The sequence below is a fragment of the Myxosarcina sp. GI1(2024) genome (assembly GCF_053543375.1).
On record NZ_JBKGTY010000001.1, the window covers coordinates 1,104,223 to 1,127,978 of the forward strand.

A 23,756-nucleotide genomic window follows, 5' to 3' on the forward strand; every position below is an offset into this window, starting at 1 on the left:
TTGCTAACTATAGCAATTCTCGGTTTAGTAAGGTACACTTCGGTGCGAGCGAGCACTAGAAAGTGAAGTTTAAATGAATTTGTCAATCGATGCTATTTTAGTTCCTCAAGGTGCAGAGTATCAGGCAGTGTATCGGGGGTTAAAACGGGCAAAATGCCAACAAATTAAAGTAAATTCCATTCCTATTGGAATTAATCATATTACCGAGCATTTAGAACAGCAACTATTTTGGCAGCTCGAGCCTCAAACAGTTTTAATTATGGGGTTATGTGGTAGTTTATCTGTTCGACATCACGTAGGAGATAAAATACTGTATCGAAGCTGTAATTTTGCTAAAAAAAGTTTGGCTACGGACAAGTCTCTGACTGAAGTTATTGGACAAAAGCTTTCTACTTCTTTTTCTTTCGCCAACTCCCTAACTAGCGATTGCCCGATTTGTGGAGTTGAAGAGAAGTTACGTCTGGCTGAGATATATCATACCAGCGTCATCGATATGGAAGGGTTTGCTTATTTAGAAGAGTTACAAAAACGAGGGGTAGCAGTGGCAATGTTGAGAGTAGTCAGCGACGATCTGACAGGAGACTTACCCGATCTCAGTCAGGCGATCGATGGTGAGGGTAACTTAAAAACGGGGAGTTTAGCGATCGCGATGTTACGACAGCCTTTAGCTGCCGCCAGATTGATTAGGGGTTCTTTAGTTGGATTAACAGCACTGCAACAGATTACTACAGAGTTATTTATTAATCGATAATTAAAATCTATTTCAATGAGCTTATAGCAGTTTACTCTGAATAAGTTCTTCCTTTCCATTTTCCTCCTTTTCCCTGCCAGTATTTTATTGCCGAATCGATAGTCATTAAAGTATACAAACAAGCGATCGCAGGTAAAGTTAATGCCCAGAAACTCGATATTTTATATAATTTAACCGTTGGTAAATAGGCTATAGTCATTAATAGCCAGGCGACAAAACTTATAATAGCAACTGTCCAGTTATTAATAATTAAACCTAAAATAAATCCGATTGGTGGAACTAAGTAAACTAGACTCATACCCAAAACTGTTCCGATTAATAACCAAGCAGAATAATTTAATTGAGTAAAAGCAGTGCGAGAGATAGTATCCCAAATAGTTGATAAATTTTCGTAAGCTCTCAAACTAACTGTAGTTTCGGTTAACCCCAACCAAATTTTACTACGATTATTGCTATTAGATTTAATTGCCTTTGCTAAAGCACAATCATCAATTAAAGTATCTGCGATCGCTTCAATACCGCCAATATTTTCTAGAGCTTCACGACGAATCAAAATACAGCCTCCCGCTGCCGCTGCAATAGGTTTTTCGGGATCGTTTACCCAAGGGAAAGGATATAGTTTCTGAAAAAAAAATACAAAAGCGGGAATTAATAATTTCTCCCAAAAACTTTCACACCTCAGCAAGACCATTAATGAAACCAAATCTAAATTTTCGGTTTCAGCTTTCATAATTAACTGAGTTAAATTATGGCGATCGTGTTTGATATCGGCATCAGTTAACAAAAAATAATCTGGTTTTGGTATTTGTTGGTTGGCAAAATTGATACCTTGCGCGATCGCCCAAAGTTTGCCTTTCCAACGATCGGGTAAAGCTTGTCCCGAAACTATTTTGATTCTTTGATTTTGTTGTATTTTTTTTGCCACTTCACACGCAACTTTGACCGTATCATCCGTACTATTATCATCTACCAAAATAGTAGAAAAACTACCAGCATAATCTTGGTTTAACAGAGAAGGCAAACTAATTGGTAGGACACTGGCTTCATTTCTGGCAGGAACAATTGCCCTAACACGAGGATAAATTTCCAACTCTACCAGATTCTCTGTAATTCTGCGATCTGCAAGCCAAAACTGCCCCCAAAACAAGATTAAATATAACCAAATAATTAAAGATAAACAGGTAACTATCAACCAAAGCGTATTCATCAAGCCAAGAAAAATGCAATATGAAGTAGTTTACTTTTTATAATCATCCTTGTAGACTATAAAAATATTATTTCAAACATGACCGCTACTCCCCTGACACCAGAAATAGTCATCGAACAGCTTTATTGGCGATATGCCACCAAAAAGTTCGATCCCAACAAAAAAATTCCCAAACCCGTTTGGAAAACCCTCGAACAAAGTTTAGTTTTGTCTCCTTCTTCCTTTGGTTTGCAACCTTGGAAATTTTTTGTAGTTCGCAACCCAGAAATACGCAACGAGTTATTAGAACATTCCTGGGGACAAAAACAGGTTGTAGACGCGTCTCATCTTGTAGTTTTGGCAATTGAAACAGATGTAGACAAGTCAGATGTCGATCGCTTTATCGCTCGAATGTCAGAAGTTCAGCAAGTACCATCTGAAAACTTACAGAGATATGGCGATATGGTCAAGAGTTTTTTAGCCGATCCTCCTTACCCTCTAGATAAAAATAAGTGGGCAACCAGACAAGTCTACATTGCTTTAGGATTTTTTATGTTGACTGCGGCAATGTTAGAAATCGATACTTGTCCGATGGAAGGATTCGTACCTGCTAAGTATGATGAGGTTTTAGGACTATCAAAGTTAGGATATAGTGCGGTGGTACTCTGTTGTGCGGGTTATCGTGCCAGTGACGATAAAAACGCTGCAAGACCCAAGGTTCGCTATCCTACTGAAGAAGTAGTAACCTATATCGATTGATAATTGTAAGGTGGGCTGGGTTCAGCCTATCATTTATTCTGATTACTTTTTACTAACGGTACTTAAACAATTTAAACAGACAAAATAAGATAGAATACCTTTGCTGATTAACTTTAACATTATTCTAAAGCCCGATCGCACTTACTTTATGAAAGAAACTACTCCCGCAGCCATGCCTCCCTGTTTCGATAGATGAGATGGTGTCAAAAGTTTGATGATTTACTGAGAACTAAAGCGCAAAAAAGGGAATTCAGACATTATTTAGGAGGATTATTAGGGGAAAGTGAGCGAAAAAATGTATCTCAAATGGCTAAAGACGCAGTAGAGGTCACATACCACAAATTACACCATTTCTTAACTGAAGCAACTTGGTCAGCGAACAAGATAAATGAACGTCGCTTAGAAGTGATGAACAAGTGTAATCAAACGAGAATCAGTAAGGGATTTAGTCTAATTGTTGATGACTCTGGGCATAGAAAAAGTGGTAACTTTACCGCAGCAGTAGGTCGTCAATATATTGGGGAAATTGGGAAAACAGATAATGGCAATGTTGTAGTAACAACTCATCTATATGATGGCCAAAAAAGCTTACCTTTAGACATAGAACTATATCAACATGGTAATTCGTTGCCCGAAGGAAAGAAAGACAGAGAATTCAAGAAAAAACCCACCTTAGCCTTAGAATTAATCGATAAAAGTTTGAAGAGGGGATATCGACCAGGACTAGTATTAATAGATTCGTCCTATGGTAACAACACAACTGTTTTACTCGAACTGGAAAAAAAGAAATTAAAGTATATAGGAGGAATCGCTAAAAATCGTAATATTTTGGTTAAAACTCCATCAAATCAATTAGAAAAAATCAGAGTAGATGAATATGCTCAATGGTTATCTGATGAGGAATTTAAGGAGATTCAAATCCAGGGTGAAAAACCTAGAACCGTCTGGGTAGCAATAATAGAAGCAGAAATATCAAGGCTAGAAGGAATCAGAAAAATAGCTATCGTCATGAGTGCACCAATCTTTGAAGATGCTGAAGATATTGACTACTTACTCACAAATGTTGAGGGAGAAATAGTAACCGAGCAATGGATAGTTCAAACTTATGCTCAGAGAAACTGGATAGAAGTTTTCTATCGAGAAGCCAAGGGATGGTTAGGATTAAAAGAGTATCAAGTTAGAGATAAGAAGAGTTTGGAAAGACATTTTATTCTAGTTTTTTGTGCCTATACTTTTATCCTTTGGCATAAGCTTACTGGAGGTTTAAGAAGACGTTGGGCGAACAAACCTTTGGAGACATTTCCTGAAGCATTAGAAGCTTTTCGTACAGGTATATCTTATCGTTTTGTCCAATGGTTGAACCAAAATCGCGACGTATTCGTAGCTTATAAAGCTAGTTTGGGCTTTGTTTGGGCTTGATTTTTGTTTAAGTACCGCTAATAAATCCATCTTAGAGCTTGTCACTAGTTACTATGCTCTTAAGAGCATAACTGTTTGTAACTTATTAATGTTTTATTCGGTTTTCTGGCAGAGAATCAAACCAAACCACTGTTGGGAGTCGGTATAATTTTTAATTATCTGTAAGTTTTTTTGGGTTAAATAAGCTGACATTTGCTCCAGGTCGAACTTACGAGAAATTTCGGTAAGAATTTTTTCTCCTCGTGCGAACTCTATTTTTAAGTCTAAAGCCTTTAAGTTTACTGCATGAGCTTTTTGGCTAATTAAATACATTTCCATTTGTTTTTCTACATTATTATAAATAGCCTGATGTTTGAATAAGTCAAGATTAAAGTAACCTTGAAAACGGGCATTTAAATGCCGTAACATATTGAGATTAAAAGCAGCAGTAACTCCTCGAGCATCATTATAAGCTGCGGTCAAAACTGTAGAAGATTTTTGTAAATCTAATCCTAATAAAAAATAGTCGCTTTTATTTAGTGTCTGTTTAATTTGTTCGATAAAGCGATCGCACTGCTGAGGACTAAAGTTCCCAATACTACTACCTAGAAAAACAATTATTTTGCGATCTGAATAAGAAATTGCTAGTCGTTCTAGTGCTTGCTGGTAGGTAGCGACTTTGCCACTTATTTTTAATTGGGGATAATCTGTCAATAAACTGTAAGCACTTGCTTTAAGAATGCTATTGCTAACATCAATGGGTAGATAAACTAATGAAGAGTTTAAGCTGGAGTAAGCATCTAATAACAGGCGAGTTTTAGTCGAGCTGCCGCTACCTAGTTCAATTAGTTCGCTAACCGTGGTAGTTTGAGCAATCTCCTCGGCAAATTGTTCTAAAATTCTAGCTTCAGTACGAGTGGGATAGTATTCTGGTTGCTGACAAATTTCCTCGAATAATTGCGAACCTCTGCTGTCATAAAAATAGCGTGGTGGGATAGTTTTGGGATACTTAGTTAGTCCTTGAATTACTTCTTCTGCATCATCTCTTTCGAGTACTTGAGTATCTAATAAATACTCAATTTGTAAACGATTTTCAATTGAATTGCGATCGCCTGTTTTTCCCTGGAAAGCTGACATTAGTAGTATAGATTTTTTACGCCCTCATCAGTTTACACGATTGAGGTTCAGAAGTAAGAAAGAAAGCGACTTGACAAAAATACCGACCGCCCTACCGTAAATAGCTTTGCCAAAATGTTCGCGATCGACATCTGGTAAATTATCTAACATTTCATCCCAAGTTGTGTATGTTTGTAAGGCTTGAATAACTTCTGGTAGAGGTTCGCTAAAAATATACCGGCAATCGATTTCTTCAGAAAAATTAATATCATACGCCAATTGTTCTTGAGGTGGCATAAATTGCGCATTTATTCCTGGTTTATTACCTCTAGCATCGATACGATACCAACCATGTCTGGGCAAATAAACGGCATTGAATCCGTGCAAACTATAAGGTGCACCATTATCATGAACGCTCAAACGCTGATAACAAAAACCTGCGGGAATAGAGTTTGCTCTTAGTAATGCCGTTAGTAGATGACTTTTAGCATAACAATATCCAGTTTTATATTTTAGAACCTCTGAAGCACTACAGGTAACTGGGTTCATTTGGTAGTCGCTACTATGACAAATATTGTCTCGTACCCATTCAAAACAATTTTTTGCTATCTCCTCTACATTGTTTGCTTTAGCCGCTAGCTTGACTGCTAATTGCATGACATCGGGATGTTGCCAATCAATTATTTCAGTTGCTTGTAAGTATTTTCGATTCATCGAACAATTTTGATTTTAGAATAGTTTTAGTTTAGTAAGTAGGATTTAAACTCTTCAACGACTTTGTTTAATCCTACGGAATTGGAAGCTTTAAACAAAATGCGATCGCCTGGACGAACTATTGTTTTTAATTTGTTAGTTAGATTATCGCGATCGCTAAAACATTCAGCAACAATGCCTGTAGCACCATCAGCTATAGCTTTACTTTCGGTTTCATCGGCTAAAATCAAAAGTAAATCTAGTTCTAATTCTCTAACTCTTTCGCCTACCTGAAAGTGTAGTCGTGCTGAATGCTCTCCCAATTCTTTCATCGTTCCCAAAACCGTAATATGTCTCTTTCCTGGGGTTTGTTTGAGCATTTGCAATGCGGCTAACATTGACTCTAAACCTGCATTATAGGTTTCGTCGAGAAGTAGGATATCGTTGGTTAAATGATAACGGCGCGATCGCCCTTGGGGTAACTCTACTTTTATACCTGCCGTTAGTGGAGTAAGATCGATACCCAAGACTTGAGCCGTGGCGATCGCAGCTAAATAGTTACTGGCATTATGAATTCCAGGTAAAGGAAGGGGAAAAGTTCGCTCTCCTACTTGCAAAAGATTATCGTCAATTATTTTCCCCCTAACGTTGCCGCCCGATAAGCCGTAAGTCACCGTTTCACCTTGCCACACTTTAGCGGCAGTTTCCATTAACAACGGATTATCATAGTTTAAAATAGCCACGCTCGAGGTGGGCAGATTTTCTAACAGTTCGCATTTGGCTTGGGCGATCGCTTCAACTGAACCCAGTCTACCAATATGAGCCGTACCTACATTAGTTATAATCCCAATGGTAGGACAAGCAATCTCAGTCAACAGAGCAATTTCTCCCGAAGCTCGCATTGCCATTTCGATTACGGCATAATTATCTTCCGAGTCAATCTCTAAGAGGGTTTTGGGTACGCCAATTTCATTATTAAAATTTGCCTGAGTTTTTAGCACTTTGCCCTCAGTACTTAATACTGCCGCGATCAGTTCTTTAGTGGTAGTTTTGCCCACAGACCCGGTAATCCCGATGACGGGAATTGTCAGGCAATCGCGCCACCAGCGAGCGATTTGTTGATAGGCTGTTAAAGTATTTTTAACTACAATTTGCGGTAAATCCAGATTGGGTAACTCACGGGAGACGACGGCAGCAACTGCTCCTCGGGCGATCGCTTCAGTGACAAAATTGTGTCCATCAAAATTTTTTCCCCTTAAAGCGATAAATATTTCTCCCGAGTTGAGCTGGCGAGTATCGGTAACAACTCCCTCGATTGAGGTTGTTAGATCTAACTTAGTAAAATTAATTAGATTGTTATTTAATATATTATTAAGTTCGCGTAAAGAAAATTGAAATTTCATTATTCCTATTGTTTAAATAACCCAAAATTAAATTTTATACGTAAGAAAGTTCTGTCAATTTAAATATATTTACTAATAATTAAAGATTTAAAAGTTGTTTTTAAATTTATAGAAATTATCGAGTTACAACATTAAAATATACTTATGTACTCACAACTAATAAAGTTATCAAAATCGAACTAATTGTTAATTGTTTGAATTAATTTCGATTCAGCTTTCTTCATCTTTAACTGGGAGCGGTTGATGGTCAGCAAATATGGTGTGGTCGATAGTTTACAGTCTACTAGGAGAGCAGAGCAGCTAATCTACAGTCATTTCCTTTATTGTACGAAGACAGAGGAGCCCGAAAAAGTAATCAGGCGATTTCGCTACTTATTTATTAAGGGAACTGGCTATGAAGACAATGAAATTCGCCTAGCATTAGAAAATGTGGTTAATTCTCTTGCCGAAGCAGAATTTGCCTTTTTTCTCAATCGCTGCTGCCATATTATTATCAATCACTGGCAAATGCACCCCCAGCTTAAAATCGAGATTCCTCAATTAGTAGCAGAACTAGAAACAGTTTTGCCGCCTGGAGGAGCCTGTTCTCGTAGTTCTAGAAGATTGAGAGAGCTTGTTGGCAATTTTCAAAATACCGAACATTACTTAAAGTTACAGCGTTTGGTTCGCCTGAGCGATCCTCATGGCGAGTACAGACAAAGCAGAAATGTTGACTCTGTAGAAAACTCGGTGGGAGATTTAATTCAACGTTATCCCTATCTACACAGTCATTGTTTGTTGAGTGAAGATAGCGGTATCGAACTAGAGCAAACTGTCAAAACAATTCAAGCCGAGCTTCAAAATAATTTCGAGCTCAGTCTGGCTCAATATATAACCGCTCGGGTGCGCTTAAAGCAGCTAGTTCGTAAATGTAAGGCTAATAACCAAACCAAGATTCCCAAAAAACTAGTTCGACTAGTTAAAAATCCAACTTTATTGAGCGATTGCGAGTTAGATTACTCTTTGCGTCACTATATAGGTAAGGTTGAAAGCAACTTTTCCTATCGAGATTTATCTCTAAATTTTATCAACTACAGTTCCGAGCTTCGTTTTTATAAAACCTTTAAGCAAGAATTACATAACTATATTATTTCCGGACTCGATGGCGCTCGTGCCACTAAGCAGCTAACAGCCAAGATCTCCCAATGTTTGCAGTACACTTTACCAGATTTCCACGATCGCCAGCCAGATGAGTTTTTGAAGCTTCGTACTTATTGTCAGTTGTTTAAATTTTTGGTGGTAGACAGTAAACATAATCCCGATCACGATTTGTACTTAAATTTAATCGCCGATTTGGGTGAAACTCGAACTATCGGACTGTTGCTCAAGCTGGTGCTATCGTGTCCCAAAGTCAAACCATATTTAGAAAACCGATTTTCGCTGTTGTTTTCTCGTTACGAAGATGATGCGGACGAAACGGCGATGTGGTTGGTTAAATCCTTAGAAAATTTGCAGGTTGCTTTTAGCGTCCACTTTGGAAATACTGACTTTTCTCTAATTAAAATTATTTAGCTTTAGTTTCGGCTCGCAACACATATCCCACGCCGCGTACGGTTTGAATTAAACGGGATTCGTCTCGTGCTTCTAATTTAAGACGTAAGTAGCGGACGTAAACTTCAATAATATTGGAGTCGCCCATAAAATCATAACCCCAAACTCGCTCTAGAATCTGGTCGCGGGTTAAAACCTGACGGGGATGAGAAATGAGATACTCTAACAAATCGAATTCTTTGGCGGTTAATTCGATGGGTCGACGATCGCGATAAACTTCTCTGGTAGCGCGATTTAAACTCAGGTCTTGAAATACCAGTAAATCGGTATTTTCTTCGCGATCGCGACGCAAACCAGCGCGAATTCTGGCGAGTAGTTCTTCAATACTAAAGGGTTTAATTACATAATCGTCCGCGCCAGCATCTAAACCCGCGACGCGATCGCTTACTTCGTCTTTAGCAGTAAGTAAGATAATGGGAACTTTATTTCCAGTTTGGCGCAAGCGATGACAAATTTCTAAACCTGAAATACCAGGCAGCATCCAATCGAGCAAAATTAGATCTGGCTGGTTTTCTCTAGCTAGAGATAAACCCGATAAACCATCAGGAGCGACAGTTACTTGATAGTCTTCAAACTCCAATTCCAGCTTGATAAAATGCGCCAGCTTGGCTTCATCTTCAACCACTAAAATATGAGGCTTCATCTTAACAATGACCTACGCTCGATGATTAATTATCGAGTTTTTTTGGTGGTCAGTCAAATGTTTAGGATGGTTGGGACTAAAAGAACCGAACCACCCCAGTTTAGTAATTGTTCTTCGCAGTAACACCCTAAGATTTGAAACTCTAGCTTGCTTCTAACGGGAGATAAACAAAAAATCAACCGACCTTAGTTATTAAATCTTCACGTTAGCCGGTAGCATCACTACTTTTTTCGCCAAGCCGAACAGCCGCAGGATTTGAATCGAAAACCAGGTTAGGTCGATTTCCCACCATTTCTGTCCTGCTTTGGCGACGCGAGGATAAGCATGATGATTGTTGTGCCAGCCTTCACCATAAGCGAGAACGGCTACCCACCAAACATTCCGAGAGCCATCATCTTGAATGGGAAAATTGCGATAACCTACAAAGTGAGTGGCAGAGTTGACAAACCAGGTACTGTGCCAGAGGACGATGGATCTCAAGAAAATGCCGTAAATTACAAAAGACCAGCCGCCTAAGGCAAATAGAAGTAAACCCAAGGCTACTTGTAACCAAACAAAGTTACGATTTAACCAGCGATAATAAGGAACTCTGTCGATATCGGAAGCGTATCTTTTATATGATTCGTATTTAAAAAAGTCTTCTTGTTGATAGAGTAACCACAACATATGGCTCCACCAAAATCCCTTATTAGCAGAGTGGGGATCTTTTTCATCATTTTCGGTATGGGCGTGGTGCAGTCGGTGTCCCGATACCCAAAAAATTGGACCGCCCTGTAAAGCCAAAGCACCAATAGTTACCAAGACATATTCTAGCCATTGGGGTACTTGAAAACTGCGGTGAGTTAACAGGCGATGATATGCCAAACAAATGCCAATACTGCCGCATAACCAGTGCAGAAAAATTGCTACCCCCAGAGCCGACCAAGAAAAGAACCAGGGTGCTAGTAGTGCCAAGAGATGAAAACTTCCAAAGACAAACAAATTCAACCAAGAAAATTCTAATTCTGGCTTAGTTTTAGTAGCAATTAGTTGTTGTGTGGTCATTATAATTATTCCTCGTCTAAATCTGAATATATTAAATTGAGCTATGATGGCGATCGCCTTTTTGAAAGAACTCTAGTTCGCTATTTAATTAGATTAGCTATAATTTTGCAAGTGTTACTTACATTTTTAAAGTTAGCAGTTATCTCAAACTAGTGCAAGTGTTACTTACATTTTCTTGCTTTAGGTAGATCTCGCCAGAATAGATAAACAGAGAAACGGCAATTACTCAAACTTTCAATTATGCCTAGTTCCCGAAAATCAACTAAAGCTCGTCTAATCGAAGCTGCATTAGATTTGTTTGCCGAGAGAGGAGTTACAGAAACAACTACTAAAGCAGTTGCCGAAAGAGCTAATGTCAACGAAGTTACTTTGTTTCGTAATTTCGGTAATAAGTATCGCCTGCTACTAGCAGTAATCCAAGACTCAGCGGTATTTGCCAAATTAATTCATGGTCTGGTAGAACGAGCCAATAACAAACAAACTGTAGCCGAATTTTTACAAGAATATGCCAAAGAAAGTTTGAATACTCTCGAAAAGGCTCCCGATCTAGTGCGCTCTGTAGTAGGAGAAGCAGGGAACTATCCAGTAGAAAATCGCTTGGCACTGGGAAAGGGATTTGCTGAAGCAAATAAATACGTAGCTGATTGTCTGGCTGAGGCGATCGCAGCATCTGGAGCGGAAAGCCGCTTTAGTGCCGAACAAATTGTCAGCTTGTTAAATAGTTTTTTGTTCGGTTACTTTACGATCAAATCTACTACTGAGGGCTATTTGCTCTGGGAAGACGACGATGAATTTATCGAATGTTTAATTGCCCTATTTTTACAGGGTATTATTGCTGCGGACGAAGAGCAAACCACAGCTAATGAGTTAGAAGTAATTGAAGATTTGCCTGCCAATTTAGTGCGATCGCTAATGCTCCAGAGTAAGAAACTAGGAAAACAAGAATATGCCATACTTTACGTACTGTTTGGTGCTGGTTTGACGGTAGAGGAGGTAATTGGTTTGGAGCGATCGCATTCTCTAGTCGAACCTCATCAGCATCTCTTACAAATTAATGAGGGTGCAGTACGTCGCGTACCTCTCAATCACTGGATAATGGGATTTCGCTATGGCTCGGCAGCCAGCAATCCTCTAACTCAATGGCTCAAAAGCCGTAAAGACGAGCGGGCGGCTATATTTATCAATCAGGCAGGACAACCGCTTTCAGCAGCAGAGTTAAAAGATTTGTGGCAGGTAGTAGCAGCAGATCTACTTACACCTCTAGGAAAAACTCCCGCCATCGAGCAGGCACGTCAAACTTGGTGCGTCGAGATGTTAACTAAAGGCATCAAATTGGAAGACTTGAGTATTTTAAGCGGCATGACCATCAAACAACTGCGACCCTACGCCAAGATTGCCAGAGAGAAAGCAGCGATCGAACAAGCTACTAATCTCGATCGTAAACCTTCTGGTTGATTTAAGCAGCAAAGCAGAGAGAGCCGCAGTTTTTTAGGTACAAGAGGGAAAGGTATGTATTATTTTCCTGTTACTCTATCGCCTAAAGCCTATTCTCTCGTTCATTGATATAGCTCCATAACTTTAGTAATATTCATTCGCGATCGCACTTCCAAATTCAAAGAAGATCTATGTCCTAGAGTGAAATGTTGTGCCGCCGCACAGCCAATCATAGCTGCATTATCCGTACAGAGTTTTAATGGTGGGAAGTAGACTTTCAGATCGTATTTTTGCGCTGCTGTTAGTAGATGCTCTCTCAAGCCGCTGTTTGCCGCTACACCGCCACCAATGGTAATGGTTTTTACGCCATAATCTCGGGCACATCTGATACTACGTTGGGTTAGTACCCGCGCCACTGTTTCTTGAAAACTAGCTGCCAGATCTTCAACGGGTACTTTTCCTTTTTTTTCGAGTTTTTCGATCGATCTCATGACCGCCGTTTTCAAGCCACTAAAACTAAAATCATAGGGATGATAGCCGCCGTTTGGAAGGGAGATTTTTCCTTCTGGTAACTTAAAAGCTTGAGGATTACCCTGCTGCGCTAGCTTATCGATTAAAGGACCTCCTGGATAACCCAAATTTAGCAAGCGTGCTACTTTATCAAAGGCTTCTCCTGCGGCATCGTCTCTAGTCGAACCCAATAGTTCGTATTTGCCGTAATCTTTAACATAAATCGTGCTGGTATGACCTCCAGAAACTAACAGACACATAAAAGGAGGCTGCAAGTCAGGTTCTGCTAGATAAGAAGCATAAATATGTCCCTCTAAATGATGTACCCCCAAAAATGGCTTGCTATGAAGTATTGCCAGAGTTTTAGCTACGGCAACACCTACAAGTAACGCCCCTACCAAACCAGGAGTACAGGTAGCAGCGATCGCATCTATCTGCTGCCAATTTAGCCTGGCTTCATCCAAGGCACGGATAATGCAGGGATTGATAATTTCTAGGTGTTGGCGCGAAGCTAATTCTGGTACCACGCCGCCATATGTTTTGTGCAGTTCGATCTGCGAAGATACAATACTACTCAAAACTTCACGATTCTTTACGATTGCTACTGCAGTTTCGTCACAACTTGTTTCGATCGCTAAAATAGTTGCCATCCTTTGATAATGTCTATCTAGAAGAACATTTAGGTTCGTTTCCGGGCGACCCAACTCCTCGAATTCGATTCGAGGGAAGCGCCCTCACAAACACAATTATTCTGTAAATATAAGGAAACAGATTCATGCAAAGATTATTTGCTTTAATACTCGTTTTCACTTTGTGGTTTGGCTTTGCGCCAACTGTCAATGCTGATGAAGTAGCCAATTTAACTCCTTGCGCGGAAAATCCTGCCTACTTGCAAAGAGCGGAAAATTTCCGTAATACTACCAGCAATCCCAATTCGGGTGCGATCCGAGCAGAACGCTATGCTGAAGCTCTCTGCGGACCTGAAGGCTATCCCCATTTAATTGTAGATGGTCGTTGGTCTCACATGGGAGATTTCTTTATTCCCAGCGTTCTCTTTCTCTATATTGCCGGCTGGATCGGTTGGGTTGGTCGCTCATACCTAATTCAAGTTAGAGAAGATAAAAATACGGAAATGAAAGAAATTATCGTTGAAGTTCCTCTAGCGTTGAAAAAAATGATCGTAGAAGGTCCACTCTGGCCCATACTGGCTTTTAAAGAATTAACCAGCGGCGAACTAACCGCCAGAGACAACGAAGTTCCCATATCCCCTCGTTAGATTGCCCTTAGTTTATGTTTTAATGGAGAATCATTTATGGAAGGTTTACAAAGGTTTCTTTCTTCTGCCCCAGTTTTAATTATGCTGCTGCTGACGGTGACAGCAGGGATTTTAATTGAGTTCAACTACTTTTTCCCCGATTTATTGTTCCATCCTCTAAATACTTAGACGATAAAAGTTCTGGCGACCGCGATCGCTAAAAATACTAATTGAGTCTATTAAAACTGCGATTCGTACTAGTGGCGATCGCAGTTTTTTTTTGGCTAATTTAGATTTAAGTTCGACTAAGTGAGCGAGACTTCGGCTTGAAACGAAGAAAATCGTTCGAGACTTTATTAATTACAAACTGCTAGAATTTAAGCTTTCTGCTTCTTCTGGTGTCTGAGGAAGATGCAGCCCGCATTCTTGTTTGAGACCGTGAAAACGAGTATCTCTAGCGCTATTGTCATCTGCCATTAAAGGACGACTAGAATGCCAGTCTCCTACAGTAACGTAACCGCGATCGAAGTAGGGGTGATAGGGAAGATCGTATTTGGTTAAATATTGATAGATATCTCGCGAATTCCAGTGCAAAATTGGATAAATTTTATAGATGTTTCCCTGTAGCTCGATGCGATCTAGATTTTGACGATGTTGGGTCTGGTCTTTACGCAGTCCCGCCAACCAAGCATTCGCCTGCAGTTCTTTTAAAGCACGTTGCATCGGTTCGAGTTTGCGGATGCGATCGTAGCGATTTAAAGATTCCAAATCTTCTCGTTCCCATAGCTTGCCATAAAGTGCTTCCATTCGCGCTGGCGAAAGAGGAGATTGATAGACTTTAAGATTTAATTTTAGTCTTTGAGTTAATTCTTCGGCAAAGCGATAGGTTTCTGCGGGCAAATAACCCGTATCTATCCAGATAACTGGCAGGTCGGGAACGATACTGGTTGCTAAATGCAGCATCACTGCCGATTGAATTCCAAAGCTAGTGGTCATCACCAACCCTTCACCAAAAGTATCGGCACTCCATTGAACCGTGGCAGTTGCCTCAACAGTTTCTAGTTGTCGTTTTGCAGCGAGTAAATCTACTTTTGGAGCGAGGGATATACCAGTTGTCATGAATTCTATTTTTGCTAGGGAACAAATAACTACGTAATAATTAGCCGCTTCGATCTAACTAAAATTAGTTTGAGTTTGAATCGCTCGAATCTATTGTGCCATAGTATGGATTAAAATCTCTAACACAATCTTTAGAGAAGATACCGAACTGTTAATTCGGTTATCTTCATGAGATTTTTATTTAACCTTTTCGCTAAGCTTACGAACGGACTGTTTCAGGCCATAAAGACTTTAGTTCTTCTGGAAACATTTGAGCCACGTCTTCAATTTCTCCTGCGGTCACCCAGTCTGAGAGAGTGGCAAAAACTCCTTTCAAGAGAGTTTCAATTTCGATGGGATATTCGCCTTCAGGAAGATTGGTGTGTACGTTTTCAATAAAGGCTTCCAGGTGGCGTTCTTTGGTAGGGGTAGCACTGGGTTTCCAACCTTGGTAGTAAAAACCAGCTAATAAAACGGGGAGTTGAGCTCCTAATTGAACCGCTTCTTCGAGGGGAATGCGGTCGCGCAAGCTTTGAAAGACAGCTCTAATACCGGTAAACACGACCTGCTTATCTTCTAGGTTAATTTTTTCCCCCACATCATTATTAATAAATTGATTGGTTTTTTGTAAAGTGCGGTCGAATACAGTTAATCCAGTAGCAGACATAGTAAAGTAAAGCTCTTCAAAGTACATCTAATTTTCTTTAATATCCTGACAAAATCATTTTTGGGCTTACTTCCTCCTATGTGTAGATTTATTTAAAAAAATTTCTCGAATCAGTTAAAAGCGAGATAAAAAAATCGCGAGAGTTAGCTACCTTCTCCCGCGTCACTAGAGCGATTTTCAATTTTTTAGGTCTAAATAGAAACCAGCTATACTTTGGCTACTTCTTCTTTTTTCGCCGTTATCTTCTCATAAGTTTCTCGCATTTTTAAACCGACTAACACTTGAAATAAACCAGTACCATTTTTAGAACCTGGATATTCTTTGTGTTTGAGCATTAATTCGGTCATCTCGCCGTAATGAGCCGTACCGGTATTACTCAGGTGGCTTTCAATGTAAATCATTTCTTCAAGATTATCGAATTGACCGTCTACTTCTAAAATCGACACTTCATGACCGTAGAAGCTATCGGGACCGTAATACATTTTAATCCCTGGATAAGCACAGGTAAGTTTACGTCCGCAGGGTCGCCAATCGATTGTCGAACCTTCATCAAACAAATAAACAGTCTCGAAGTTTTCTACACCTTCTTTCTGAATTAGGCGCACTTTAATGAGATCGCTTTCTTTAGCAGCTTCTGGAGCTAATAATTCGGTAGGCCAAACCTGGATAACTACATCAGCATATTCTCTTTGAGGTTCGATGTAAGCTTTAAAATCGGGTTCTCTGGATTTAATCGAAGCCATTACGTCTTCATAAGTATGACCCCGCTCGGACATATCCCGTTGGACTTTCCACTGTACTTTAACTTCGTCGCTGATGTCGAGATATACGCCAAAATCTACTAAAGAACGAACTCGTTCGTCATATAGAGGATGAAGTCCCTCAATTACTACTACCTTATTTGGTTCGATTCTTTCTGGAGGATCGATTTCGCCAGTTTCATGATTGTAAATTGGTTTGTCGATCGCTTTACCTTCTTTAAGAGCCTTGATTTGTTCGTACATCAAATCAAAGTTGTTGGCTTTGGGGTTTAAAGCCGTAACCTTGGCCTTTTTTCTACCCTGGCGATCAAGACTATGATAGTCATCCAAACAGATTACGGTCATGAATTCTTCACCGAATAAATCTGACAGACGACGGAGAAATGTTGATTTACCACAGCCAGAGTCACCTGCAACTCCAATGATTACCACTCGGTCTAGATCGGCGGTCATAAATTTCCTCTTTTACAAAACTAAACTAATCTAACTTTATATGTTATTCAAGCCAGCTTATCGCTCTTTACCGCGTGAAAGCAAAAAATAACTTCCGACGCTAAAGACTAATTGTCATGCGTTAAACGAGAAGCTCAATCCAAAGCTTGTAATCATATTTAACACTAACTGCCAATATGAAAAAATATTACCAGATGGTAACCCCCTCTACAAGAGAGACTCTGGACAATAACGCCGTTTTTCATCGCTCTTCAAGCAGTTTAAGAAAATCTAAAACTGATTCAAACAGCACAAATTTCAAGCAGCGATCGCGCTAATTTATAATTCAGGTTTTCTAAATTTCTGTTGTCTTGGATAGTATAGAAAAAAAAATTGCCGTAAATTAAGCTCTGGCAGTCTCTCAGTGATAGGCTATTAATACAGTGCAGCCACTCTAAATGATTATTTTTGGCACTTTCACCGACGTTCTCAGGTGAAGACAGTTCTGTAAAGTATTTATTAGTCTAAATTTAAATTGGGGGATTAATTTCCAATCGATGTACAAGTCCAACGCAGCAGCTTTAAGCAGCAACACGGAATATAAAAATCGCTTATTTGTATATGAGGTAGTTGGCTTATCTCAAAATGGCAATAGCAGCGGTCGCCAAGCTCAGATTCGCAATAGTGGCACTATCTATATCACCGTACCTTACAATCGGATGAACCAAGAAATGCGGCGGATTAACCGTTTGGGAGGTGAAATTGTCAGCATTAGACCGATTGGCAGCCAGTCAGCTACATCTAATTCACAGCAGCAAACAAATAGTAATAAGAGTAAATCAATGACTCAAGCTAAGGAAGAGAAGAAAAAAGTTCCAGTCAATATTTATCGTCCTAAAAGTCCCTTTATTGGTAAATGTGTGGAGATTTACGACCTAGTAAGAGAAGGGGGAATAGGAACCTGCCGTCATATGACTTTCGATCTTTCTGGTGGCGATCTTTACTATACAGAAGGGCAGAGTATTGGGATTATTCCACCGGGAGAAGATGAAAAGGGCAAACCCCACAAACTAAGACTCTATTCAATTGCTTCAACTCGTCATGGCGATAAGCTCGATGACCAAACAGTATCTTTGTGCGTCCGCAAACTTGAATACCAACACCCAGAAACTGGCGAACACGTTGAAGGAGTTTGCTCGAGCTATTTATGTGGTCTACAGCCTGGAGACGACGTAGCGATTACAGGTCCCGTAGGTAAAGAAATGCTGCTTCCCGATGATGAAGATGCCAACATCATCATGATTGCAACGGGTACTGGTATCGCACCTTTCCGTGCTTATCTCTGGCGGATGTTTAAAGAAGGAGACCTCAATCCCGACTATAATTTTAAAGGCTTTGCCTGGCTATTCTTCGGTATTCCCAAAACTCCCAATATTCTCTACAAAGAAGAGTTAGAAGAACTTCAAGAAAAGTATCCCGATAATTTCCGGATGGATTATGCTATCAGCCGCGAACAGAAAAATTCTGAAGGCGGCAAAATGTACATCCAGCACCGCATTGCCGAACATGCCGAAGAACTTTGGAAACTAGTCCAAAATCCCAAAACTCATACCTATATTTGTGGACTCAAAGGTATGGAAGATGGTATTGATGAAGCCTTCAAAGCCGCAGCTGAAAAAAGTGGTGTTGACTGGGAAGAATATCGCAAACAAATGAAAAAAGACGGTCGCTGGCACGTAGAAACTTATTAAGACTTATATCTAAGTAAGTTATGCAATGATAGTCGATCCCACTTATTCCTAAAACCTTAATTGGTTTCTCGTGAGGGCTCAATTTATAGCGCGTCTGCTAGATCTTTTAGTAGGGGCGTTATTTTTTTTGTTATGCTGAGGCGAAAAGCAACGGTCGAGCGGGAGACGGTTAGATGGGGACCATGCAACAGAAAATTTTGGGAATCGATCCGGGAATTGCAATGTTAGGGTTTGGGACGATTGTCTGTCAGACAGCAGATCGACTCTCATTAACCACCGGTTCTCGAAGAGAGCGTCAAACCGACCGCTTCCGATGGCAAGAGGCTCCTAAATTACTAGATTTCGGCGTAATTGAAACATCTGCCAAAACCCCATTTGGCGATCGCCTATGTACAATTTATGAAGATTTGCAAACTTTAATTGCGGAAATTAGCCCCGATTTAGTCGCAATCGAAAAGCTATTTTTCTACCGCATGAGCCACACCATTACCGTCGCTCAAGCACGAGGAGTCTTAATGCTAGTGCTTGCCCAGGCAAATATACCCTATATCGAGTTTGCCCCTCCTCAAATCAAACAAGCACTAACAGGTCATGGCAATGCTCCTAAGATTGAGGTTCAAGAAGCAGTAGCCAGAGAATTAGCTCTAGACTATATTCCCCGTCCCGATGATGCAGCAGATGCTCTAGCAATCGCCCTAACGGCTTGGTTTCATCAATAACCAACTAAGTTTATTACCACCACCAAATGAACATCACAATAGTTAAAATTAACAATCCTAAAGCGAGATAGCGATAATTAGCATACCAAGGTCGATCCTTTAACTCCTCTGTTTCCTGCCGCCACATCCGAGGTCGCCACAACAATCCTTCAATTTCGGGTGTCGGTGCCGGAGTAAATAAGCTAATTACTACCATCGACACACAGCAGAGAGCAAATAAGATGCCACAGGCATACAGATACTGAATCGAAAATTCACTGAGAACCTCGACATACACCCAAGCTATAACACCTAAGGGAAAGCCCACCAGCAGAGTAGCTATGGCAGCTTGAGAGGTTGCCCTACGCCAAAATAGACCAAAAAGGTAGACGGCAACGACTGGAGGAGTAACGTAGGAAAAAATTGACTGGAGATACTGCCAAAGAGTGGGAAACTGAGTAACTTGCGGTGCCCACAATGCCGCTAACAACATTGCCCCTAAAGTAGCGATCCGTCCCGTTCTGGTTAAATTTTGACTACTAGTATTAGGTCTTAGAGTCCTTACGAAGTCCATCGTTACCAAAGTCGATACGGAATTTAAAATTGCTTCTAGGCTAGAAAGAATCGCGGCAGCTACGGCAGAGAGAATTAACCCTCGAAGGCCTACAGGCAACAGGTCAAAAGTCAAAGTAGGAAACACTTTATCGGGGTTTTGAAGATCGGGATAGAGAACGGTGGCAATTACTCCCGGCATAATCAGGATAAATAAATTGGGCAACTTGAGTAAGCCGGCAAACAGCGCTCCTTTTCTACCATCGTCAAGTGAATCGGCTCCCAAAGCTCGCTGAATGATATATTGGTTGGTACACCAGTAGTAAAAGCCAATGACTAAAACACCCGTAATCAATCCCGGCCAGGGTAAAATCGGATCGTCAATTGGCTTGACCAAATTTAAAGCTTCAGGAGGTGCGCGCTCGACAACGCTTTGCCAGGAATCGAGCTTGAAAAAAGCTAAAACCGCAATTGTCGTTCCGCCGACAATAATTAAAGCTGCCTGCAGCGCATCGTTAAGCACTACTGCTCCCAAACCACCAAAAGTAATATAAATTCCCGCGATCGCGGCTGCCGAAAAAATCGTCACCCACAAGGGAATCTGAGGATACAAAGTCTGGACGATGGTTCCTCCTGCATACAACGAAGCAGCAGCATCAATAAATATTCCCGTCAGTACTAAAAAGCTAGAAAACGTTATCCTTAACCGTTGTCCGTATCTTCTCTGTAAAAATTCAGGAGCCGTAAAAATCTGCTCCTTAAGATACAGTGGCAATAAGAAAATAATAAAGAAAATTAGCACCACTGCCGGAATCCACTCGTAATTGTAGACTCCGATGCCGTTGTTGTAGCCACTGCCAGCAAAAGCAACAAAGGTGCTGCCGCTCATATTCGAGACATAAAAAGAAAGACCGATAATCGGCCAGCTAATATTTCTGCCACTTAGAAAGTAGCTTTCCGCATCTCCTCCTTCTTTGGAAGTTTGGCGTGCACTATACCAACCAAAGACGATGCGAGTTCCCAATAGATAGATTAAAAATACAGCTAAATCTAGGGTAGTTACTGAAAAATCAGGCATTTGCGCCCACCCTTATTATTTTTTACCTTTTTCAATCTAGCTCATTTCGGGACGTTAACCTGAAGAGAAACTGAAAATCAAGGAGATTTGGTGTAAATACATCTTTGGTCAGAGAAAACCAAATCGCCAAAGAGAGCTATTTTGGTTGCCAGTCGGGGATTTCTTTTTGACGCGATCGCGCAATTACCAAAGCATTATCTGCAACATCTTTGGTGATTACTGAACCTGCGGCTACAGTCACATTTTCTCCCAAGGTAACGGGAGCGACTAAAACGCTGTTAGAACCTGTTTTGGTACCGTCGCCAATTGTAGTGGGATGTTTTTTTCTACCGTCATAATTGGCGGTAATAGTTCCCGCACCAATATTGACGTGATCGCCCAAGGTCGCATTTCCTAAATAAGCCAGGTGAGCTGCATTGGTATTATTACCTATAGTAGTTTTTTTGATTTCGACAAAGTTACCTATCCGGCAGCTTTCACCTAACTTTACGCTACCTCTGAGATGGGTATAGGGACCAATGCAAGTGTTGTTCGAAATTTCCGAGCCAATAACTACAGAGTACAATACGCTGACATTTTCGGCAAGTTGACTATTTTCAATCAGACTACCAGGTCCGATGCGGCTTCCAGTCCCGATCGAAGTATTACCTCTTAAATGAGTCTGGGGTTCAATAATTACATCGGCTTGTAGTTTGACGGTTTCGTCGATGGTAATGCTGTCGGGGTTTATCATCGTTACCCCTGACTGCATCCAGTAATTCTTAACGCGTCGTTGTAAGATATCGTATGCTGTAGCTAGCTGTTGACGGTCGTTGATACCGTTGATTTCTAAATAGTCATCCGCATCAACTGCCATGACGCGATCGAGATAATCGACTACTTCGGTGAGATAATATTCCTGTTGATCGTTGTTAGTAGAGAGTTTTGGTAGAGCTGCTGCTAATTGTTGCCAATTAAAACAGTAGATTCCGGCATTCACTCGACGATGTTGTTTTTGCGTTGCAGTGCAGTCTCGTTCTTCAACAATGCTCTCGACGAGATTGTTTTCATCGCAGAAAACTCGCCCGTAGCCATGAGGATTGGGTAGTTGGGCGGTAAGCAGCGTAGCAGAATTTTGTTTTGTTTGATGAGTTTCTACCAGCTTTTGTAGGGTTTCTGGGCGCAACAAGGGCGCATCTCCGTTTAAAACTAATAAATCTCCTCGATACCCCTGTAGTTTAGGTATTAGCTGCTGTACGGCGTGTCCAGTACCCAGTTGTTCACTTTGTTCGACGAATTCCACTGCAGTGCGATCGCTCAAGGTTTGCTTGACCCGTTCCCCCTGATAGCCAACGATCGCTATTTGCCGTTCTAAATCGAGCAAACTACAGCTATTGAGAACGCGCTCTACTAAAGTTATTCCTCCTAGTAAATGCAACACTTTGGGTAAATCGGATTTCATCCGAGTACCTTTTCCTGCTGCTAATACTGCTACTGCTACCATGAGCGATCGAAGAATAGTTTTTTTCAGTCCGATAGGAGTATAGCTTTTCTAGACCGCGATGTCCAAAAATATAATAACTCTCGGTGATATAGACTACAATTGTAACCCTAAGTAATTGACAATACAAATATATATAACCAACAAAAAGCCTCAAACTATAAGCTCGAGGCCTAGAGCTATTGAACTTCGAGCCGTGGTTGACTGAGATGAAAAATCGCTATGAATTTAATAATTAAACATCGTGTTCGTAGGACAAAACCCAAAATGCTTGCTTTAAGTGTGTATTTATTGAGATTAATTATTTGACAATTGCCAAATTTGATGTAAATTAGTAGGCTAATGTTGCCAAAGTTTCTTCTAGATAACGACGTACTTGTAAATCTAAATTCTCTTTAGAATCGGCATTTCTTGCTTGTTGCCAATTTTGAAAACCAGAACTAGTGGCGATCGCTTGTTTTAAGTTCAGCCAAATTTCGCTGTCGTTTGGTTTAATTTGAGAGTATACAGTTGAATTTGCCATATATTTCCACCGAACTGGTATTGAGTTATAGTGACGGATTACTAAGCTGTAAAATTATCGAATAATTTGCGGTTCTATTTCTACGATAACGAAACTTTAAATTTAGTCAGTAACTACTATTACATTAGCTCCTAAATTATTTCTTTGTTTTTATAAGTAAGGGCGAACGGCAGTTCGCCCTTACACTCGAACTTCTCTAGGATCTAGTTCCTTGAATGACACTTACAACTTCAGTAAAATTGCCCGATGGTTAATTTGGTTTAGTTGCTGCTAGAGATAGAATTTTATTGACTTTAAATCCCGGAACTGTAAAGTCTCGAGGAATTTGTTCTACTGGGTAGGGAACGCTCTGCAACAATCGCGATTTCTCGCTCAATAAAATACTGAGAACGCTAATCGGCACCTGTAAAAATAAATTACTTGCCAAAAAAGCTATTGTGGCGATCGCCAAGCCTAAAATCCGCCACTGAGGAAACCACGAGGCAATACCGATTGCCAGAGGAGACAGGCAAAATAGCAGCCATAAAACCAACCACATTACAACTGTGGCGCTCGCACTCCACCATCGCTGCCTGCCTGTTTTAAATCGAGTTAAGATTTGTCTTTGACTTACGGTTAAATATTCTGGTCTGAGAGAAACAATTGCGACGCTAAAAATATCAAATGGGCGCGTTAGCTGCATCCACAAAACTGGAATCGTTCCTAGAACCGCAACTAGAATAAACTCTAACCAGGAAAAAGGCAGCGGTTTCCCAATTGCCAACCCAAGCCAAACAATCTCTAGCAAAGCTGGGAATAACGCGATACCTGCGAGGTGAATCCACAAAAAAGGTTCGGAACGGATAGAAGACATTTATTTAGCGCTAATGAGAGAGCGAGGAATGGAAATCGGGCATGAGTGGCTACTGCAAACCACTCATCCTTCTTGTATGTT

22 protein-coding genes and 1 pseudogene are annotated in these 23,756 nt (G+C 40.4%); 9 read left to right on the top strand and 14 right to left on the bottom strand.

Annotation, left to right across the window (positions count from 1 at the left end; all coding sequences use genetic code 11):
- Positions 1 to 73: 73 nt before the first annotated feature.
- Positions 74 to 751: a phosphorylase family protein gene (locus tag ACLFKQ_RS05280; protein ID WP_448998811.1), complete on the top strand. Its 678-nt coding sequence runs from the start codon at positions 74 to 76 to the stop codon at positions 749 to 751.
- Between the two features lie 31 nt (positions 752 to 782).
- On the opposite strand, the gene ACLFKQ_RS05285 is transcribed toward ACLFKQ_RS05280, so the two are convergent.
- Positions 783 to 1,958: a glycosyltransferase gene (locus tag ACLFKQ_RS05285; RefSeq protein ID WP_448998812.1), complete on the bottom strand. Its 1,176-nt coding sequence runs from the start codon at positions 1,956 to 1,958 to the stop codon at positions 783 to 785.
- Positions 1,959 to 2,036: 78 nt separating this feature from the next.
- Here ACLFKQ_RS05285 and ACLFKQ_RS05290 point away from each other — a divergent pair, with 78 nt between their 5' ends.
- Positions 2,037 to 2,696, top strand: a complete 660-nt coding sequence (locus ACLFKQ_RS05290; protein ID WP_448998813.1) for an NAD(P)H-dependent oxidoreductase — start codon at positions 2,037 to 2,039, stop codon at positions 2,694 to 2,696.
- A 148-nt stretch (positions 2,697 to 2,844) separates the two neighbouring features.
- Positions 2,845 to 4,115, top strand: a pseudogene (locus ACLFKQ_RS05295) (IS701 family transposase).
- 93 nt (positions 4,116 to 4,208) lie between these two features.
- Here ACLFKQ_RS05295 and egtD read toward each other — a convergent pair.
- The 3 genes from egtD to ACLFKQ_RS05310 are packed head-to-tail and all read right to left on the bottom strand — an operon-like array spanning position 4,209 to position 7,306.
- Positions 4,209 to 5,231 (bottom strand): L-histidine N(alpha)-methyltransferase, encoded by a 1,023-nt coding sequence (gene egtD / locus ACLFKQ_RS05300; protein WP_448998814.1) that lies wholly within the window; start codon positions 5,229 to 5,231, stop codon positions 4,209 to 4,211.
- 27 nt (positions 5,232 to 5,258) lie between these two features.
- Entirely contained in the window at positions 5,259 to 5,924 is a 666-nt protein-coding gene (locus ACLFKQ_RS05305; protein ID WP_448998815.1) for a transglutaminase-like domain-containing protein, read from the bottom strand.
- 26 nt (positions 5,925 to 5,950) lie between these two features.
- Positions 5,951 to 7,306 (bottom strand): UDP-N-acetylmuramoyl-tripeptide--D-alanyl-D-alanine ligase, encoded by a 1,356-nt coding sequence (locus ACLFKQ_RS05310; protein ID WP_448998816.1) that lies wholly within the window; start codon positions 7,304 to 7,306, stop codon positions 5,951 to 5,953.
- A 243-nt stretch (positions 7,307 to 7,549) separates the two neighbouring features.
- Here ACLFKQ_RS05310 and ACLFKQ_RS05315 point away from each other — a divergent pair, with 243 nt between their 5' ends.
- Entirely contained in the window at positions 7,550 to 8,857 is a 1,308-nt protein-coding gene (locus ACLFKQ_RS05315) for a hypothetical protein (protein WP_448998817.1), read from the top strand.
- On the opposite strand, the gene ACLFKQ_RS05320 is transcribed toward ACLFKQ_RS05315, so the two are convergent.
- Together ACLFKQ_RS05320 and ACLFKQ_RS05325 are read right to left on the bottom strand one after the other, a co-directional pair.
- Positions 8,850 to 9,539, bottom strand: coding sequence for a response regulator transcription factor (locus ACLFKQ_RS05320; RefSeq protein ID WP_448998818.1), 690 nt, complete (start codon positions 9,537 to 9,539; stop codon positions 8,850 to 8,852). The genes ACLFKQ_RS05315 and ACLFKQ_RS05320 overlap by 8 nt on opposite strands.
- Positions 9,540 to 9,731: 192 nt before the next feature.
- Positions 9,732 to 10,583 (bottom strand): acyl-CoA desaturase, encoded by an 852-nt coding sequence (locus ACLFKQ_RS05325; RefSeq protein ID WP_448998819.1) that lies wholly within the window; start codon positions 10,581 to 10,583, stop codon positions 9,732 to 9,734.
- 240 nt (positions 10,584 to 10,823) lie between these two features.
- Here ACLFKQ_RS05325 and ACLFKQ_RS05330 point away from each other — a divergent pair, with 240 nt between their 5' ends.
- A complete protein-coding gene (locus ACLFKQ_RS05330) occupies positions 10,824 to 12,038 on the top strand; it encodes a TetR family transcriptional regulator (protein ID WP_448998820.1) in 1,215 nt (404 codons plus the stop codon).
- A 101-nt stretch (positions 12,039 to 12,139) separates the two neighbouring features.
- On the opposite strand, the gene tsaD is transcribed toward ACLFKQ_RS05330, so the two are convergent.
- Positions 12,140 to 13,177: a tRNA (adenosine(37)-N6)-threonylcarbamoyltransferase complex transferase subunit TsaD gene (tsaD, locus tag ACLFKQ_RS05335; protein WP_448998821.1), complete on the bottom strand. Its 1,038-nt coding sequence runs from the start codon at positions 13,175 to 13,177 to the stop codon at positions 12,140 to 12,142.
- A gap of 125 nt (positions 13,178 to 13,302) precedes the next feature.
- Between tsaD and ACLFKQ_RS05340 the strand changes: the two genes are divergently transcribed.
- Positions 13,303 to 13,803 carry a Photosystem I reaction center subunit III gene (locus ACLFKQ_RS05340; protein ID WP_448998822.1) on the top strand — a complete coding sequence of 167 codons (501 nt, stop codon included), beginning with the start codon at positions 13,303 to 13,305 and terminating at the stop codon, positions 13,801 to 13,803.
- A 36-nt stretch (positions 13,804 to 13,839) separates the two neighbouring features.
- Entirely contained in the window at positions 13,840 to 13,971 is a 132-nt protein-coding gene (gene psaJ, locus ACLFKQ_RS05345) for a photosystem I reaction center subunit IX (RefSeq protein ID WP_448998823.1), read from the top strand.
- Between the two features lie 171 nt (positions 13,972 to 14,142).
- Here the strand turns inward: psaJ and cysH are convergent, their stop codons facing one another.
- The 3 genes from cysH to ACLFKQ_RS05360 all read right to left on the bottom strand — a co-directional run bounded on the left by cysH (position 14,143) and on the right by ACLFKQ_RS05360 (position 16,761).
- Complete coding sequence (gene cysH / locus ACLFKQ_RS05350) at positions 14,143 to 14,901, bottom strand: phosphoadenosine phosphosulfate reductase (protein WP_448998824.1); 759 nt, start codon at positions 14,899 to 14,901, stop codon at positions 14,143 to 14,145.
- A 199-nt stretch (positions 14,902 to 15,100) separates the two neighbouring features.
- Positions 15,101 to 15,574, bottom strand: a complete 474-nt coding sequence (locus tag ACLFKQ_RS05355) for a DUF2267 domain-containing protein (protein WP_448998825.1) — start codon at positions 15,572 to 15,574, stop codon at positions 15,101 to 15,103.
- A 179-nt stretch (positions 15,575 to 15,753) separates the two neighbouring features.
- Positions 15,754 to 16,761 (bottom strand): phosphoribulokinase, encoded by a 1,008-nt coding sequence (locus ACLFKQ_RS05360; RefSeq protein WP_448998826.1) that lies wholly within the window; start codon positions 16,759 to 16,761, stop codon positions 15,754 to 15,756.
- A 536-nt stretch (positions 16,762 to 17,297) separates the two neighbouring features.
- Here ACLFKQ_RS05360 and petH point away from each other — a divergent pair.
- Positions 17,298 to 18,491, top strand: a complete 1,194-nt coding sequence (gene petH, locus ACLFKQ_RS05365) for a ferredoxin--NADP reductase (protein WP_448998827.1) — start codon at positions 17,298 to 17,300, stop codon at positions 18,489 to 18,491.
- A gap of 182 nt (positions 18,492 to 18,673) precedes the next feature.
- The gene (gene ruvC, locus ACLFKQ_RS05370; protein ID WP_448999462.1) at positions 18,674 to 19,210 is read left to right on the top strand and encodes a crossover junction endodeoxyribonuclease RuvC; all 537 of its coding nucleotides are present in this window, start codon (positions 18,674 to 18,676) and stop codon (positions 19,208 to 19,210) included.
- A gap of 13 nt (positions 19,211 to 19,223) precedes the next feature.
- Here the strand turns inward: ruvC and ACLFKQ_RS05375 are convergent, their stop codons facing one another.
- The 4 genes from ACLFKQ_RS05375 to ACLFKQ_RS05390 form a co-directional block, all read right to left on the bottom strand.
- The gene (locus ACLFKQ_RS05375) at positions 19,224 to 20,819 is read right to left on the bottom strand and encodes a sodium:solute symporter (RefSeq protein WP_448998828.1); all 1,596 of its coding nucleotides are present in this window, start codon (positions 20,817 to 20,819) and stop codon (positions 19,224 to 19,226) included.
- 136 nt (positions 20,820 to 20,955) lie between these two features.
- On the bottom strand, positions 20,956 to 22,302 hold the full coding sequence (glmU, locus tag ACLFKQ_RS05380) for a bifunctional UDP-N-acetylglucosamine diphosphorylase/glucosamine-1-phosphate N-acetyltransferase GlmU (RefSeq protein WP_448998829.1): 1,347 nt from the start codon (positions 22,300 to 22,302) through the stop codon (positions 20,956 to 20,958).
- 328 nt (positions 22,303 to 22,630) lie between these two features.
- Complete coding sequence (locus ACLFKQ_RS05385; protein ID WP_448998830.1) at positions 22,631 to 22,822, bottom strand: hypothetical protein; 192 nt, start codon at positions 22,820 to 22,822, stop codon at positions 22,631 to 22,633.
- Positions 22,823 to 23,072: 250 nt separating this feature from the next.
- Positions 23,073 to 23,675: a low-complexity tail membrane protein gene (locus ACLFKQ_RS05390; RefSeq protein WP_448998831.1), complete on the bottom strand. Its 603-nt coding sequence runs from the start codon at positions 23,673 to 23,675 to the stop codon at positions 23,073 to 23,075.
- Between the last annotated feature and the right edge of the window lie 81 nt (positions 23,676 to 23,756).

Bases quoted from the DNA above. Each gene is read 5' to 3' on its own strand.
- ACLFKQ_RS05305 (WP_448998815.1), bottom strand. From the start codon at position 5,924: ATGAATCGAAAATACTTACAAGCAACTGAAATAATTGATTGGCAACAT.
- cysH (WP_448998824.1), bottom strand. From the start codon at position 14,901: ATGACAACTGGTATATCCCTCGCTCCAAAAGTAGATTTACTCGCTGCA.
- ACLFKQ_RS05290 (WP_448998813.1), top strand. From the start codon at position 2,037: ATGACCGCTACTCCCCTGACACCAGAAATAGTCATCGAACAGCTTTAT.
- ACLFKQ_RS05355 (WP_448998825.1), bottom strand. From the start codon at position 15,574: ATGTACTTTGAAGAGCTTTACTTTACTATGTCTGCTACTGGATTAACT.
- ACLFKQ_RS05315 (WP_448998817.1), top strand. From the start codon at position 7,550: ATGGTCAGCAAATATGGTGTGGTCGATAGTTTACAGTCTACTAGGAGA.
- ACLFKQ_RS05385 (WP_448998830.1), bottom strand. From the start codon at position 22,822: ATGGCAAATTCAACTGTATACTCTCAAATTAAACCAAACGACAGCGAA.
- ACLFKQ_RS05320 (WP_448998818.1), bottom strand. From the start codon at position 9,539: ATGAAGCCTCATATTTTAGTGGTTGAAGATGAAGCCAAGCTGGCGCAT.
- ACLFKQ_RS05340 (WP_448998822.1), top strand. From the start codon at position 13,303: ATGCAAAGATTATTTGCTTTAATACTCGTTTTCACTTTGTGGTTTGGC.
- ACLFKQ_RS05280 (WP_448998811.1), top strand. From the start codon at position 74: ATGAATTTGTCAATCGATGCTATTTTAGTTCCTCAAGGTGCAGAGTAT.
- ACLFKQ_RS05375 (WP_448998828.1), bottom strand. From the start codon at position 20,819: ATGCCTGATTTTTCAGTAACTACCCTAGATTTAGCTGTATTTTTAATC.
- glmU (WP_448998829.1), bottom strand. From the start codon at position 22,302: ATGGTAGCAGTAGCAGTATTAGCAGCAGGAAAAGGTACTCGGATGAAA.
- ruvC (WP_448999462.1), top strand. From the start codon at position 18,674: ATGCAACAGAAAATTTTGGGAATCGATCCGGGAATTGCAATGTTAGGG.
- psaJ (WP_448998823.1), top strand. From the start codon at position 13,840: ATGGAAGGTTTACAAAGGTTTCTTTCTTCTGCCCCAGTTTTAATTATG.
- ACLFKQ_RS05390 (WP_448998831.1), bottom strand. From the start codon at position 23,675: ATGTCTTCTATCCGTTCCGAACCTTTTTTGTGGATTCACCTCGCAGGT.
- egtD (WP_448998814.1), bottom strand. From the start codon at position 5,231: ATGTCAGCTTTCCAGGGAAAAACAGGCGATCGCAATTCAATTGAAAAT.
- petH (WP_448998827.1), top strand. From the start codon at position 17,298: ATGTACAAGTCCAACGCAGCAGCTTTAAGCAGCAACACGGAATATAAA.
- ACLFKQ_RS05310 (WP_448998816.1), bottom strand. From the start codon at position 7,306: ATGAAATTTCAATTTTCTTTACGCGAACTTAATAATATATTAAATAAC.
- ACLFKQ_RS05330 (WP_448998820.1), top strand. From the start codon at position 10,824: ATGCCTAGTTCCCGAAAATCAACTAAAGCTCGTCTAATCGAAGCTGCA.
- tsaD (WP_448998821.1), bottom strand. From the start codon at position 13,177: ATGGCAACTATTTTAGCGATCGAAACAAGTTGTGACGAAACTGCAGTA.
- ACLFKQ_RS05360 (WP_448998826.1), bottom strand. From the start codon at position 16,761: ATGACCGCCGATCTAGACCGAGTGGTAATCATTGGAGTTGCAGGTGAC.
- ACLFKQ_RS05285 (WP_448998812.1), bottom strand. From the start codon at position 1,958: ATGAATACGCTTTGGTTGATAGTTACCTGTTTATCTTTAATTATTTGG.
- ACLFKQ_RS05325 (WP_448998819.1), bottom strand. From the start codon at position 10,583: ATGACCACACAACAACTAATTGCTACTAAAACTAAGCCAGAATTAGAA.